Origin of the sequence: Alteromonas sp. RKMC-009 (assembly GCF_003584565.2) — a bacterium.
Lineage (GTDB): Bacteria > Pseudomonadota > Gammaproteobacteria > Enterobacterales > Alteromonadaceae > Alteromonas.
Map to the genome: position 1 here is coordinate 2,583,310 of NZ_CP031010.1, position 13,056 is coordinate 2,596,365.

Genomic DNA, 13,056 nt, shown 5'->3' on the forward strand with positions numbered 1-13,056 from the left:
ACACATTGAATAAAAAGCCTATGTCTTCAGTACAAATACTTCATAATCCCCGTTGCTCCAAAAGTCGCCAGACCCTCACTTTATTACAGGAAAAGGGTATTGATGTTGAAGTCACCGAATACCTTAAACACCCGTTAACCCGGGAACAGCTTGAAGCCATTGCTACAAAGCTGGGTGTTTCGTCCCCCCGTAGCATGATGCGGACAAAAGAAGCTGAATATAAAGAGCTGGCATTAGGTGAAAGCTCTGTTACCGACGAACAATTATTCGATGCAATGGTTTCTACACCAAAGTTAATCGAACGCCCGGTAGTGATTAAAGGCGATAAGGCCCGCATTGGCCGACCACCTGAAAGTGTTCTGGACATACTCTGATGTCGCCGGTACTGGTGTTGTATTACTCAAGAAACGGGACAACCCGGCAACTGGCAACACATATCGCCAGAGGCATTGAAAGTACAGGAGCCGAAGCACGGGTGCGTACCGTGCCGGCTATACCTGAATATATGACACCCTGGCCGGATGTTCCCGAAGCAGGCGCGCCCTTCGTTACCCGTTCTGATCTGACAGAATGTTCCGGTCTGGCACTGGGGAGTCCGGTCAGGTTCGGAAATATGGCCGCTCCGCTTAAACATTTCCTCGACAGTACTTCTCAGGAATGGCTGAAAGGCGTACTGATTGATAAACCTGCCTGTGTATTCACCTCCGGCGGCAGCATGCATGGCGGACAGGAGTCTACCCTGCTCACCATGATGCTGCCCCTGCTCCACCATGGCATGGTGCTGTGTGGTATTCCTTACACTGAATCACAATTACACGATACTACTTCCGGTGGCTCGCCTTATGGCGCCGGACATGTGTCAGGCCACAGTGACGGTAAACTGACTGCTGATGAATCAGCGCTGGCTTTTGCTCAGGGAAAGCGTCTCGGGGAACTGGCACGGCAATTAGCACGGAAGGCATCATGACAGAAATGGCACCGGCAACTAAAAAAGCACGCTGGCTGGCGTTACTCAGTTATCTCGGATTACTCGCCTGGGTAACCTTGTGGCAATTTGTATTGGTTGAAGAAAGGGTCTACGGCACGCTCTTCATCGCCATAATTTATATTTTGCCTTTACTCCTGCCACTTCGCGGCATCATTGCAGGCAAGCCCTATACCCACGCCTGGGCAAACTTTGTTGTACTGTTTTACGTGATCCACGGCATTACAGCCGGTTACGCGGCACCGCAGGAACTGGGTTATGCCATAACAGAACTGATACTCGCCACGGGCATGTTTGCCGGTTGCAGCCTGTTTGCCAGACTACGGGGTCGGGAATTAGGTCTCGGACTTAAAAAACTGAAAGATGTCATGAAGGAAGAGAAGCAACGCTTCGAAGAAACGGAATAAAGACACCATGACACACAGAAAGGTTATTCTTTTTCCAGTTCCCGCTTAATCATGGCCACAGACAGTTTCTTCTGTTCCTGCAAAGAGCGGGTGTCCAGCCGGTCGAGCATAGCGAGCAACGCCGGTAAATCACGGTCACAATGGGTGAGTAAAAATGCCAGAGCCTGTTCGGAAAAACGCATACCCCGTTGCGCCGCACGCTTTTTCAGTACATTCAGACGTTCATTATCAGTCAGGCCGGCCAGTTGCCAGGTTATGCCCCAGCTCAGACGTGAACGTAAGTCAGGCAATTTGAAAGCGGGATGGTTCGGGCCGATGGAAGACGTCCAGATAAATATGGACGTATGATTGTCTACCACCCGGTTAATAAAATGAAAAAGCGCCTCTTCCCACTCATCAATGCCGGCAATGGCATCTATATTGTCCAGACACACATAAGGCAGGCGCTCCAGGCCATCAAAGATCACCGGTGTCCAGTCAGCATATTCCCGTAAGTTTAAATAAATATGCCTTGTCTGGTGAAAGGCAAGTTGGTGGCATACGGCATAAAGTAAATGACTCTTGCCCCGCCCCGCAGCACCGGTAATACCGACACCCGCCAGCGGACTGTTGTCCAGCGAACTGAATGCCGTGTTATCCCGCCAGCGGCTGCCACTCTGGCTCAGTGCAGAGAGAAAGTCTGCAAGGCCGCTGTTTTCACCTGCCTCAAAGCTTGCGAAGGTTTCATCATCAGGTAACGATACCGCCAGAGGTAACTGCATAGGCGCTGTGTTATTCGTTCCAGTAAAAGTTCAGTCCGTCAAGGGGGTTACCTGACACGTCAGACACCGGCTTGAGTTTTGAATCCAGGCTCACCAGTTTGAAAAAGTCACTGGTTTGCGACAACAGCGACAGCGAGAACGTCGCCACAGACCCTTTCTGACTCACCAGCGACACATGACTCACCATGCTCATCTGTTCCATGTATTCTCTGGCATGCACGTACTTTTCCAGCGAATCCACATTGGCAACTGAAATAAAAATATTATTCACTTCTGTTTGTTCATCACCGCTGCTGACTGAAAAATGCTGACCAAGATAATCGCTGTATTCTTCAAAAAACAGCGCGGTAAGGCTGTCTTCATTTTCTGCGTATAGGGTACCGAACTGAATGTCGTTATTTTTGATCACTACCCAGTCAAGGGCCCAGTCACCTTGCGTATGCTTTTGTGACATTGCTTCGAATTCACTGCGGGTGAACGCCGGAGAACGGGCTTCTTCCACAAGATCATCCACCAGGTAGGTATTCAAATCCTGTAAACCATTATTTGAAAACGCCGGCCGGTAGGTGTCATAGCGAAATGCTGATGCCTGCTCCCGGGTTTGCTGTTCCTCTTCAATGTCGGGCACAGCATTCATTTTTACTTTGTATAACCGCGCGCCGACAATGTAATCAGGCTGATATCTGACAGAAGCAGTCTGCAACGTTCTGGCAAACCGTCCCCAAACATCAAAAACGGAAATATTCACGCTGTCATCTAAATCCATCAGCGGAAACACTACGGGCACGCCTCTTTCAACAGCCAGTTCACGTAGACGGCTGCTTACAGGTCCTTTAGCACCGTCGTCGATGATCTGGCGGTTTCCATTTTCATCTTCGGTGGCAAGCCACAGTAAAGTATCCGGTCTGCGCTGCCCCCAGACTGGTAATCCGGCATCCCTGATCACCTTTATAACTGTTTGGGAATCAAACTCAGCGACATAAGACAACTGACCGTTAACCACATCAAAGCGGTACGCCCGCAAATACCGTTCAGGTTGAGACAACATGGCCCTTACTGCACTGTTTGAAGTAGCAGAACGCTGACCGGTAATTTTTATGACTACCTGTTCCAGTGCCTGACGGGCCGCTTTCTTCTGGGTCGATGATGACTGATCGGACACAGCCACACTGGCCTCGTTAACTGATACCACTGTACTGGCCTGAACAGATCCTGAGAAAGCTCCGGCAAACAGAGAAACTACAATGAACAATAAAGAAAAGGAAGATAATTGAAAAAGCATGAAGAATTAACGCCGCTCCGTGAAACCCGTACCTGGACTATGCGAAAACGTATTGTGTGTTATTTACCGGAATATTTCACCACTAAAATGTAAAAGATTAGCATCAGGACAGATCAGCAGCCGAATTCCCGCCTGCGCCCTGTTGGACTTACTGCAACTTACTGGTAGAATCCGCGTCTTTCCAATCACCGCACCAGGGCCATACTCGTGAGCGAAAACAAACAGTCACTTAGTTATAAAGATGCAGGCGTAGACATTGATGCCGGAAATCAGCTGGTTGAACGTATTAAATCTGTTACTAAAAAAACAACCCGTCCCGAAGTCCGTGGTGGCCTTGGTGGTTTCGGTGCGTTATGTGAACTGCCTGCGAAATATAAACGCCCGTTACTGGTTTCCGGTACCGACGGTGTAGGGACTAAACTGCGCGTAGCGATGGATGCCAACCGTCACGACAGCGTAGGCATCGACCTGGTTGCAATGTGCGTTAACGATCTGATTGTTCAGGGCGCTGAACCGTTATTCTTCCTTGACTATTACGCCACCGGTAAACTGGACGTAGATGTAGCTGCAGACGTAGTTACCGGTATCGGTGAAGGCTGCGAACAGGCTGGCTGTGCACTCATTGGCGGTGAAACAGCGGAAATGCCCGGCATGTACCACGACGGCGATTACGATATTGCCGGATTCTGCGTTGGTGTTGTAGAAGCTGACAAAGTGATTGACGGCAGCGGTGTAAAAGCCGGTCAGAAAATTATTGCTCTGGCTTCGTCCGGCCCCCATTCAAACGGTTACTCACTGGTCCGTAAAATCGTTGAAGTCAGCAAAGCAGACGTGAATGCAGACCTTGATGGTAAGCCGCTTATCGATCATCTTCTTGCGCCAACCCGCATTTATGTGAAGCCGGTACTGGCACTGCTGGAAAAAGTAAAGGTAGAGGCCATCTCTCACATCACCGGTGGCGGTTTCTGGGAAAATATTCCCCGTGTGCTGCCTGAAAACGCTAAAGTTGTAGTAGATGAATCAAGCTGGCAATGGCCTGTCGTATTTAACTGGTTGCAGGAAAACGGTAACGTTACGCAACATGAAATGTACCGTACCTTCAACTGTGGCGTTGGTTTGATCCTCGTTGTTGATGAAAACGATGCAGATGAAGCCGTCCGTATTCTGAATGAAGGCGGAGAACAAGCCTGGTTGCTGGGTCATATTGAAGATCGCAACGGCGATGAAGAACAGGTAGAAATTAAGTAATGACTACCGCTAAACCCCGCTTATGCGTACTGATTTCCGGTAACGGGTCTAATTTGCAGGCTATGATCGACAGTATCGAAGCCGGTCAGTTGCAAGCTGAAATTGTGGCGGTGATCTCAAACCGCCCGGGTGTATTCGGCCTTGAAAGAGCTATAAAAGCCGGCATCCCTGCACATTGCCTGGATCATAAAGATTTTTCAGACCGCGATGAGTTTGACGCAAAATTGCAATCTTTGATTGATAGTTTTAGCCCGGACGGCGTAGTACTGGCCGGATTCATGCGTATTCTTACGCCTGAATTTGTTGAACATTTTTCCGGTAAATTATTGAACATCCACCCGTCTTTGTTGCCAAAGTACAAAGGGTTACATACCCATCAACGTGCGATTGATAACGGCGACAAAGAACACGGTGTCAGTGTGCATTTTGTGACTCCTGAACTGGACGGTGGTCCGGTAATCATCCAGAGTCGTGTACCGGTATTTGAAGATGATACCGCGGATGAACTGGCTGAACGGGTTCAGGAACAGGAACGCCGGATTTATCCGTTGGTGTTGAAATGGTTTGTCGCCGGTCGTCTGACAATGAAAGATAATAAGGCTGTGCTTGATGATAAAATTCTTCCGCCGGAAGGTTACGCCAACGACTAAACCGGCAGGGTTTCTGCTGTCACTTTTGTTGATGCTGGTTTCTGTACCGGCATCAGCAGAAGACAAACCCGTTATAACTTCTTTTGAAGCGCAATATACCGCTTATAAATGGGGAGATGATGTGGGTGAAGCTAAAATCAAGCTTGAGTATCTGAGCGACGAACAATACTCCCTCACCTATTCTTCAGACGTTTCCAAATTCTTTTTATCTGACGAACGTTTTGAACACTCCGTGTTTTTTGCCTCGGAAGATACAATTCTGCCTTTCTCTTACTACTACAAGCGCACGGGTACCGGACCCGATAAACAGCTTTCGGTTAAGTTTGCCAGTTTCCCTGACAAGCAGATAGAAATCGAAGGTGGTGAGACTCTGCCATGGCAGGGAGAAACCGATAATCAACTCTACCGTATTGATCTCGCCAGACAACTGGCCGCAGGGAAAACAACCCTGTCTTATGATTTCATTAACTACCGTGGCGAACGGAAAAATTATGGGATTGAAGTCACCGGTGAAGAAAAACTGTCACTGCCTTACGGCGAACTTGACACTATTAAGGTGAAAATTCTTCGCGACAATAATAGCAGCCGGGAAACATTTGCCTGGTTTGCCCCCGCTCTGGATTATAACCTGGTCCGCCTGCAGCAATTTAAAGATGGTGATGAGCAAGGGGATATCAAGCTCAGTGCATACCGTCATCTTTAATCTACGTTAAGTTGTAAAATTTTTGTGTTCTCTTTCTTGACCTTTGATGTGACAGACATTAGTTTTAGCATCATACTCTGGTCTGACCTCAGTCCAACTTACTGATTCAGCTTATTTCATACTGTTAAGGAGCAATGTATGGGTGAACTCGCGTGGTTTATCATATTCATGGTGGCCGTTTGTGTAGCCGCGTATAAGCGTATGAGCTTAACATCTACCGTGTCTTTACTGGCAGGCATTATGGTGCTTGGCACAATCACCGGAAGCATCGGTTTCTTCAGCTGGCTACTCTTCCTCATCATTGCTGTTCCGCTGTCTATGCCGGATGTACGCAGAAAATTCATTTCATCACGCCTGCTCGCTTTTTACAAAAAAGTCAGTCCGGAAATGTCCGCAACTGAACAGGAAGCCATTGATGCCGGTACAGTCTGGTGGGACGGCGAGTTGTTCTCCGGCAAACCTGACTGGAACAAACTCCATGCAATTCCAAAAGGCCGTCTGACCGCGGAAGAAAAGGCATTTCTTGATGGTCCGGTAGACCGTGTATGCCATATGGTTGATGAGTGGCAAATTAATCATCAGAACGCTGATCTGCCGCCGGAAATCTGGGCCTATCTGAAAGAGCATAAATTCTTCGCCATGATCATTAAGAAAAAATATGGCGGTTTGCAATTTTCAGCCTACGCGCAATCGAGAGTATTGCAGAAACTGGCGGGTTGCTCTGCCGTGTTATCCAGTACGGTAGGCGTTCCGAATTCTCTTGGTCCCGGCGAATTGCTGCAACATTACGGCACTAAAGAACAGCAGGATTATTATCTGCCCCGTCTGGCTAACGGAGAAGAAATTCCCTGTTTTGCACTTACCGGCCCTGAAGCAGGTTCCGATGCCGGCGCCATCCCCGATACCGGCGTCGTTTGCCGTGGTGAATGGGAAGGAAAAGAAATTCTGGGCATGCGTCTTTATTTTAATAAGCGCTATATCACTCTCGCACCGGTGGCAACAGTTATCGGACTGGCATTTAAGCTGGAAGATCCTGAAGGGCTGTTGGAGGGTCAGACAACCGCAGGCATTACCTGTGCCCTGATCCCAAGAGACACGAAAGGACTGGAAATTGGCCGTCGTCATTTCCCGCTGAATACCCCCTTTCAGAACGGGCCGCTTAAAGGTGAAGACGTATTTGTGCCTCTGGACTTCATTATCGGTGGACCGAAAATGGCGGGCAAAGGCTGGCGCATGCTGATGGAGTGTTTATCAGTGGGTCGTTGCATTACCCTGCCCTCTACCGGCGCAGGCGGTGCAAAATCAGTGGCACTGGCAACCGGCGCCTATGCACGTATACGCCGTCAGTTCCGTATTCCTGTTGGTCATATGGAAGGCGTGGAAGAAATGCTTGCCCGTATTGGTGGTAATGCTTACCTGATGGATGCCGTCACACGGTTCTCCACGGTAGGTGTGGATTTAGGCGAAAAGCCGTCCGTGATATCCGCCATCAGCAAATATCATCTGACGGAGAAAATGCGCCAGGTCATAAACGACGCCATGGATATTCACGGTGGTAAGGGCATTATGCTCGGGCCAAATAATTATCTTGGCCGCGGTTACCAGGGCGCGCCGATTTCCATTACCGTGGAAGGTGCCAATATCCTTACCCGCAATATGATGATTTTCGGTCAGGGCGCTATGCGTTGTCACCCGTATGTGCTGTCTGAGATCCAGGCTGCGGCAATGACGGATAAATCTGAACAACTCCGGGAATTTGATAAAGCGGTATTTGGTCACCTGGGTTTCGCCGCAGCAAATAAAGTAAGAAGCCTGTGGTTCTCACTCACCGGTGGTTTATTTCACCGCACGCCGTTTAACGATGACACCGGCCGGTATTACCAGTTGCTCCAGGGTTACAGTGCTAACCTGGCATTTCTGACTGACGTGTCAATGGGTCTCCTTGGTGGTGAACTGAAACGTAAAGAGCGTTTATCTGCACGACTGGGGGATATTCTCAGTGGCTTATATCTGGCAAGCGCAACGTTGAAACGTTTTGATGAAGAAGGCCGGTTACAGGAAGATGCTCCGCTGATGCACTGGGCACTGCAAAACACATTGTTCGACATCGAAGAAGCACTGGATACTTTTATCAGTAACTTCCCGAACAAAGCAATGGCAGTGGCATTAAGAGTATTGATTTTACCCTTCGGCCGCCGTTGTAAACGTCCCGATGACAAACTGGAACACCAGATCGCAACCATCCTGCAAACCCCCGGCACAGTACGTACACGACTTGGTGACGGTCAGTACCTTACCCGGGAGGAAGGCAGTCTGTTCGGCGATCTGGAGCAAACACTGGATGATGTGCTGGCTGCTGAGCCGGTATTCGATAAAATTTGTAAGGCCAGAAAAGCCCGTTTTCCCTTTACCGGTCTGGATAAACTGGCTGATGCAGCATTGTCAGACGGTATTATTGACGAAGAAGAAGCTGAGTTACTTACCAGAGCCGAAGCCGGCCGTCTGCGTACTATCAATGTAGATGATTTCGACAACGAAGAACTCATTGCAAAAGTGAATACAATGGCTTAAATGCTGATTGAAACTAAAAGGCCGCATCATAATGATGCGGCCTTTTTTATTTTTTGGAAGAATTAACTGAACTGCAATTTGTCCATCAGCAGTACAGCCTGAGTCCGGGTATTAATTTCAAGCTTACGCAAAATTGCGCTGATATGTGCCTTGATAGTCGCTTCGGTCACATTCATTTCGTGGGCAATTTGCTTGTTCATTAAACCTGCCCGCAGGAAGCTCAGCACCTGAATTTGTTTCGGCGTCAGTTCACGGAAACGTTTCAACAGTTGAGTGAGTTCTTCATCAACGTTCTCCAGGTCCGCTTTCATCTCTTCCGGAACCCAGTTTTCACCGCCTTTGATGGTCACGATTGCTTCAGCAATTTGTTTTGTGGGCGATGATTTGGGAATAAAGCCCTGTGCACCCAGACCCATGACCTGAGCAACAACATCAATACTTTCATTGGCAGAAATAACCGCGACGGGTAATTCCGGATAAACATCTTTAACGGAAATAAGACCGTTGAAGTATTCGCCTCCCGGCATATTTAAATCTAATAACAGTAAATCAATGTGGTGATTTTCAGTTAACACGGTCATCATGGATTCAAGACTGTCCGCTTCAAGAATTTCAGCGTCCTTGAAATACGGTTCCAGTGCAGCACTTAATGCTTCCCTGAACAGTGGATGATCATCTGCAACTAATATACGAGTCATATAATGCGGTGCCCGAACAATGTAATTTTTCCTGTTACTATAGGGTAATACTTTAGGCTAACGATATAAAGTCAAATTAACTTAAGGCGCTTTATAATCAAGAAATTTTTCCTTTTAAATGAAAAAAACGTGGCAATCCTTTAAAATCTGCCCCGTTTTTTAGCTAATCAGTAAGGTCTTTCAGTGCAAAAGCCGGATAATATTTTTGCCAGCCATATGACAACCGTCAGTGATTTCCGATTTGATGAACACGTAGCTGACGTATTTCCCGATATGATTCAACGTTCAGTCCCGGGTTATCAGACGATTCTGCATACCATCGGAGAACTGGCCAGGGCCAGAGTCACTGAAGGCAGCAATGTGTATGATCTCGGCTGTTCTCTGGGTGCTGCCAGTCTTTCTGTTGCACGCAACACAGATCATTTATCCTGTAAGATCACCGGTATTGATAATTCCCCGGCAATGATTGAGCGCTGTGAACGGGTAATTTCCAGTTTTCATTTACCCAACCCTGTCACACTCCATTGTGAATCTGCTCTGGACACCAAAATAGAAAATGCATCCATGGTGATCATGAACTTCACCTTGCAGTTTATTCCCCCGGAGCAAAGAGAAACGCTGCTGAGCAAAATTTTCAACGGTCTGAATCCGGGTGGGATCCTTGTTTTATCAGAGAAAATTCAGCATCCCAGTGAACAGGGAAATCATCTTCTTATCGACCTGCATCATCAGTTTAAGCGCAATAATGGTTACAGTGAGCTGGAAGTCAGCCAGAAACGGGCAGCGCTTGAAAATGTGATGCTCACCGACACCTATCAGACTCATGAAAGCCGCTTGAAAAAGGTAGGGTTTGAAGATGTGGTGATGTGGTTCAAATGCTATAACTTTACCTCAATGGTGGCCATTAAGGCTGGTGGAGACAATGCCTGATGCGACGTATTTCTGACCCCTGGTTCACTGAATGTTACCGTCAGTTGCTGGACACGCCTCTGGCACACTGGCTTGAAACGCTGCCGGCACAAATCAGCGAATGGCAACGGGAACACCTTCACGGTGAATTCAGTAAATGGTGTAAATTGCTGGAAAAACTTCCTGAGACCACTGTCAGTTCAAAAGAACTGAAACACAGTGTTACTGCGGGTAGCGCCGCTGACATCAGCGAATATCAGCAGAAACAGATAGAAGGTCTGCTGAAACAGTTTATGCCCTGGCGAAAAGGCCCCTATCACATTCACGGCATTCATATTGATACAGAATGGCGGTCAGACTGGAAATGGGATCGGGTACTGCCTCATATCAGCCCGCTTGCAAACCGTCATGTTCTGGATGTGGGTTGTGGCAGTGGCTATCACATGTGGCGTATGCTGGGAGAAGATGCTGCCGGCGTCTATGGCATCGATCCAACTCAGCTGTTTTTAATTCAGTTTCAGGCTATCAGGCATTTTATTCCTGCCGCTAATATCCATTTCTTACCGCTGGGCATTGAGCAGATGCCGGCATTAAAAGCATTTGATACCGTGTTCTCAATGGGTGTGCTATACCATAGAAAAGATCCGGTACAGTTTCTCACCCAACTGAAAGATCAGTTACGTAAAGGTGGTGAGCTGGTGCTTGAAACACTGGTAGTGGAAGGCGATGAGCAAACCGTACTGATGGCAGGCGAACGTTATGCACAGATGCGTAACGTCTGGTTTCTGCCAAGTGTAAAGGCACTCACTGTATGGCTGAGCAGGCTGGGTTTTGAAAATATTAAGGTTGCTGATATCAACACCACGTCTCTGGATGAGCAGCGCACCACAGAATGGATGACGTCTCAGTCTTTGAAGGATTTTCTTGATCCTGATGACATCAGCAAAACCATTGAAGGTTATCCTGCACCACAACGTGCAGTACTGATAGCCACGAAAAAGTAACTTTATGTCCAGTTCGTTTGCAGACTGTTGCCGGATCTGAGCACCGGTCTGCGAGCATTCCTGACCCGGATTGGCATAATTGTTGTAGTTACTACTTTATAAACTGTGCTGAAACAGCACGTCACACAGGTAGTAACATGGATATTACGGGCTTTCTGAACGAGCACCAGTTACCGGACACTTACCAGGCCGTTGCACAAGAATGGTTCATACCGTTAGCAGAAGAAATCCTCTCGCACAAAAATAGTGCAGAAGGGCCATTTTTCGTCGGTGTTAATGGCTGCCAGGGATCTGGGAAATCCACACTATGCGATTTTCTTATCCACTACTTCACCCACCAGCACGGGCTGTCTGCCGTCACTATCTCCCTTGACGATTTCTATCTCTCCCGTGCGAGACGACAAGAACTTGCTGCCAACGTACATCCTCTGCTTTGCACCAGAGGTGTACCCGGTACGCACAATACGGTTCTGGCTGATAACACTTTCACGGCGTTAAAATCGGCAGGCAGCGTTGCTCTGCCCCGCTTTAATAAAGCCACCGATGATCCTTTTGAACAATCTGCATGGCCGGTAATCACCTCTCCACCTGATATTGTATTAATTGAAGGCTGGTGTTGGGGCGTGTCAGCGCAATCTGAAGACGCACTTGAAGAGCCGGTTAATGATTTAGAGCGCAGCGAAGACCCGGATGGCACATGGCGGCGGTATGTGAATGATAAAATTGCTGCAGAATATGAATCTTTATACGACGAAATGCAGTATTGGGTAATGTTAAAAGGTCCGTCTTTTGAGCATGTTTACAAATGGCGGTGTGAACAGGAACACAAACTGGCCGCAAAAACCGGAAAAACCGGAAGCGGTATAATGAGCGATGAACAAATCCTTCGTTTCATACAACATTATCAGAGACTCACAGAACATGCGTTTAATTCCCTGCCTGCAAAGTGTAATCAGGTATTTGAGTTAGATGAAAACAGAGTCATTAAAAACGTCATCAGGAAGTAGTCATGGACACAGCGAATACACTCATTTTCACTGACATGGACGGTACGTTGCTTGACCACCATACATACAGTTTTGAAGCAGCAAAGCCTACGCTAACCTCACTGGCAGAGCGAAATATTCCCGTCATTCCTACCACCAGCAAAACCTTTGTTGAATTGCTTGAATTGCGGGAAACCATTGGCCTGACCGGCCCGTTTATCGTAGAAAACGGCGCTGCAGCATACATTCCTCATGGTTTTTTCGCGAAAAAGCCAGCCGGTACCGTGTGGCAGGATGGTTTCTGGTGTAAATCTTTCACCTCATCGAAAATGTACTGGCTGAAATTACTCGAAAAGGTCAAACCGGATTTTGCCGGTGAATTCACCCATTTCAGCGAGATGTCCAATGAGGACATCTGTGAAGCCACCGGGTTATCACCCGCAGAAGCTGCACTGGCTTCACAACGACAATTCGGTGAGCCGGTCTTGTGGCAAGGCACTGAGGAGAGAAAAGAGGCGTTTATCCGGTCTGTGACAGACAGAGGCGCCTACCCCCTGGAAGGCGGCCGTTTTATTCATATCTCCGGCGACTGTAATAAGGGCGCAGCCCTCCAATGGTTTGTCGAAGAATTTATCCGTCAACATGACGAACCGGTGACCAGTATTGCGCTGGGTGACGGTAAAAACGATATTGCAATGCTTGAGGCGGCGGATATTGCCGTTCGGATCGCCTCCCCGAGCCATCAACCCCCTACACTAAAAAAAGAAGAAAATGTATACACCAGTACCCTGCACGGCCCGCAAGGCTGGACTGAAGTACTGACCCGATTACTTTTTTAACAGGACATGGAGA

14 protein-coding genes are annotated in these 13,056 nt (G+C 48.0%); 11 read left to right on the forward strand and 3 right to left on the reverse strand.

Annotated elements, in window-relative coordinates; genetic code table 11:
• Window positions 1-20: 20 nt before the first annotated feature.
• From arsC to DS731_RS11440, 3 genes are read left to right on the forward strand one after another with little or no spacing between them, the layout of a single operon-like run.
• A complete protein-coding gene (gene arsC / locus DS731_RS11430) occupies window positions 21-374 on the forward strand; it encodes an arsenate reductase (glutaredoxin) (protein WP_119501447.1) in 354 nt (117 codons plus the stop codon).
• Entirely contained in the window at window positions 374-967 is a 594-nt protein-coding gene (gene wrbA / locus DS731_RS11435) for an NAD(P)H:quinone oxidoreductase (protein WP_119501448.1), read from the forward strand. Before arsC ends, wrbA begins: the two co-directional genes overlap by 1 nt.
• Before the next feature lie 5 nt (window positions 968-972).
• Window positions 973-1,392 carry a DUF2069 domain-containing protein gene (locus DS731_RS11440; protein ID WP_119503400.1) on the forward strand — a complete coding sequence of 140 codons (420 nt, stop codon included), beginning with the start codon at window positions 973-975 and terminating at the stop codon, window positions 1,390-1,392.
• A 23-nt stretch (window positions 1,393-1,415) separates the two neighbouring features.
• Here the strand turns inward: DS731_RS11440 and hda are convergent, their stop codons facing one another.
• Window positions 1,416-2,153 carry a DnaA regulatory inactivator Hda gene (gene hda, locus DS731_RS11445; RefSeq protein WP_119501449.1) on the reverse strand — a complete coding sequence of 246 codons (738 nt, stop codon included), beginning with the start codon at window positions 2,151-2,153 and terminating at the stop codon, window positions 1,416-1,418.
• A gap of 10 nt (window positions 2,154-2,163) precedes the next feature.
• A complete protein-coding gene (locus DS731_RS11450; protein ID WP_119501450.1) occupies window positions 2,164-3,435 on the reverse strand; it encodes a DUF2066 domain-containing protein in 1,272 nt (423 codons plus the stop codon).
• A gap of 207 nt (window positions 3,436-3,642) precedes the next feature.
• Here DS731_RS11450 and purM point away from each other — a divergent pair, with 207 nt between their 5' ends.
• From purM to fadE, 4 genes are all read left to right on the forward strand, one after another.
• Complete coding sequence (gene purM, locus DS731_RS11455) at window positions 3,643-4,683, forward strand: phosphoribosylformylglycinamidine cyclo-ligase (RefSeq protein WP_119501451.1); 1,041 nt, start codon at window positions 3,643-3,645, stop codon at window positions 4,681-4,683.
• The gene (purN, locus tag DS731_RS11460) at window positions 4,683-5,333 is read left to right on the forward strand and encodes a phosphoribosylglycinamide formyltransferase (protein WP_119501452.1); all 651 of its coding nucleotides are present in this window, start codon (window positions 4,683-4,685) and stop codon (window positions 5,331-5,333) included. The genes purM and purN overlap by 1 nt, the downstream gene beginning before the upstream one ends.
• On the forward strand, window positions 5,293-6,036 hold the full coding sequence (locus DS731_RS11465; RefSeq protein ID WP_119501453.1) for a DUF3108 domain-containing protein: 744 nt from the start codon (window positions 5,293-5,295) through the stop codon (window positions 6,034-6,036). The genes purN and DS731_RS11465 overlap by 41 nt, the downstream gene beginning before the upstream one ends.
• Window positions 6,037-6,174: 138 nt before the next feature.
• Entirely contained in the window at window positions 6,175-8,607 is a 2,433-nt protein-coding gene (gene fadE / locus DS731_RS11470) for an acyl-CoA dehydrogenase FadE (protein ID WP_119501454.1), read from the forward strand.
• Between the two features lie 62 nt (window positions 8,608-8,669).
• Here the strand turns inward: fadE and DS731_RS11475 are convergent, their stop codons facing one another.
• Window positions 8,670-9,305, reverse strand: a complete 636-nt coding sequence (locus tag DS731_RS11475; protein WP_119501455.1) for a response regulator transcription factor — start codon at window positions 9,303-9,305, stop codon at window positions 8,670-8,672.
• A gap of 183 nt (window positions 9,306-9,488) precedes the next feature.
• On the opposite strand from DS731_RS11475, the gene cmoA reads away from it, so the two are divergent.
• The 4 genes from cmoA to DS731_RS11495 all read left to right on the forward strand — a co-directional run bounded on the left by cmoA (window position 9,489) and on the right by DS731_RS11495 (window position 13,043).
• Window positions 9,489-10,235 (forward strand): carboxy-S-adenosyl-L-methionine synthase CmoA, encoded by a 747-nt coding sequence (gene cmoA / locus DS731_RS11480; protein WP_119501456.1) that lies wholly within the window; start codon window positions 9,489-9,491, stop codon window positions 10,233-10,235.
• A gap of 8 nt (window positions 10,236-10,243) precedes the next feature.
• Window positions 10,244-11,218 (forward strand): tRNA 5-methoxyuridine(34)/uridine 5-oxyacetic acid(34) synthase CmoB, encoded by a 975-nt coding sequence (gene cmoB, locus DS731_RS11485; RefSeq protein WP_181013671.1) that lies wholly within the window; start codon window positions 10,244-10,246, stop codon window positions 11,216-11,218.
• 137 nt (window positions 11,219-11,355) lie between these two features.
• Window positions 11,356-12,225 (forward strand): kinase, encoded by an 870-nt coding sequence (locus DS731_RS11490; protein WP_119501458.1) that lies wholly within the window; start codon window positions 11,356-11,358, stop codon window positions 12,223-12,225.
• A gap of 2 nt (window positions 12,226-12,227) precedes the next feature.
• A complete protein-coding gene (locus DS731_RS11495; RefSeq protein WP_119501459.1) occupies window positions 12,228-13,043 on the forward strand; it encodes an HAD-IIB family hydrolase in 816 nt (271 codons plus the stop codon).
• The last annotated feature ends 13 nt before the right edge of the window (window positions 13,044-13,056 follow it).

Coding starts and splice junctions, on each gene's coding strand:
- arsC (WP_119501447.1), top strand. CDS start 21: ATGTCTTCAGTACAAATACTTCATAATCCCCGTTGCTCCAAAAGTCGC.
- wrbA (WP_119501448.1), top strand. CDS start 374: ATGTCGCCGGTACTGGTGTTGTATTACTCAAGAAACGGGACAACCCGG.
- DS731_RS11440 (WP_119503400.1), top strand. CDS start 973: ATGGCACCGGCAACTAAAAAAGCACGCTGGCTGGCGTTACTCAGTTAT.
- hda (WP_119501449.1), bottom strand. CDS start 2,153: ATGCAGTTACCTCTGGCGGTATCGTTACCTGATGATGAAACCTTCGCA.
- DS731_RS11450 (WP_119501450.1), bottom strand. CDS start 3,435: ATGCTTTTTCAATTATCTTCCTTTTCTTTATTGTTCATTGTAGTTTCT.
- purN (WP_119501452.1), top strand. CDS start 4,683: ATGACTACCGCTAAACCCCGCTTATGCGTACTGATTTCCGGTAACGGG.
- DS731_RS11465 (WP_119501453.1), top strand. CDS start 5,293: ATGATAAAATTCTTCCGCCGGAAGGTTACGCCAACGACTAAACCGGCA.
- fadE (WP_119501454.1), top strand. CDS start 6,175: ATGGGTGAACTCGCGTGGTTTATCATATTCATGGTGGCCGTTTGTGTA.
- DS731_RS11475 (WP_119501455.1), bottom strand. CDS start 9,305: ATGACTCGTATATTAGTTGCAGATGATCATCCACTGTTCAGGGAAGCA.
- DS731_RS11490 (WP_119501458.1), top strand. CDS start 11,356: ATGGATATTACGGGCTTTCTGAACGAGCACCAGTTACCGGACACTTAC.
- DS731_RS11495 (WP_119501459.1), top strand. CDS start 12,228: ATGGACACAGCGAATACACTCATTTTCACTGACATGGACGGTACGTTG.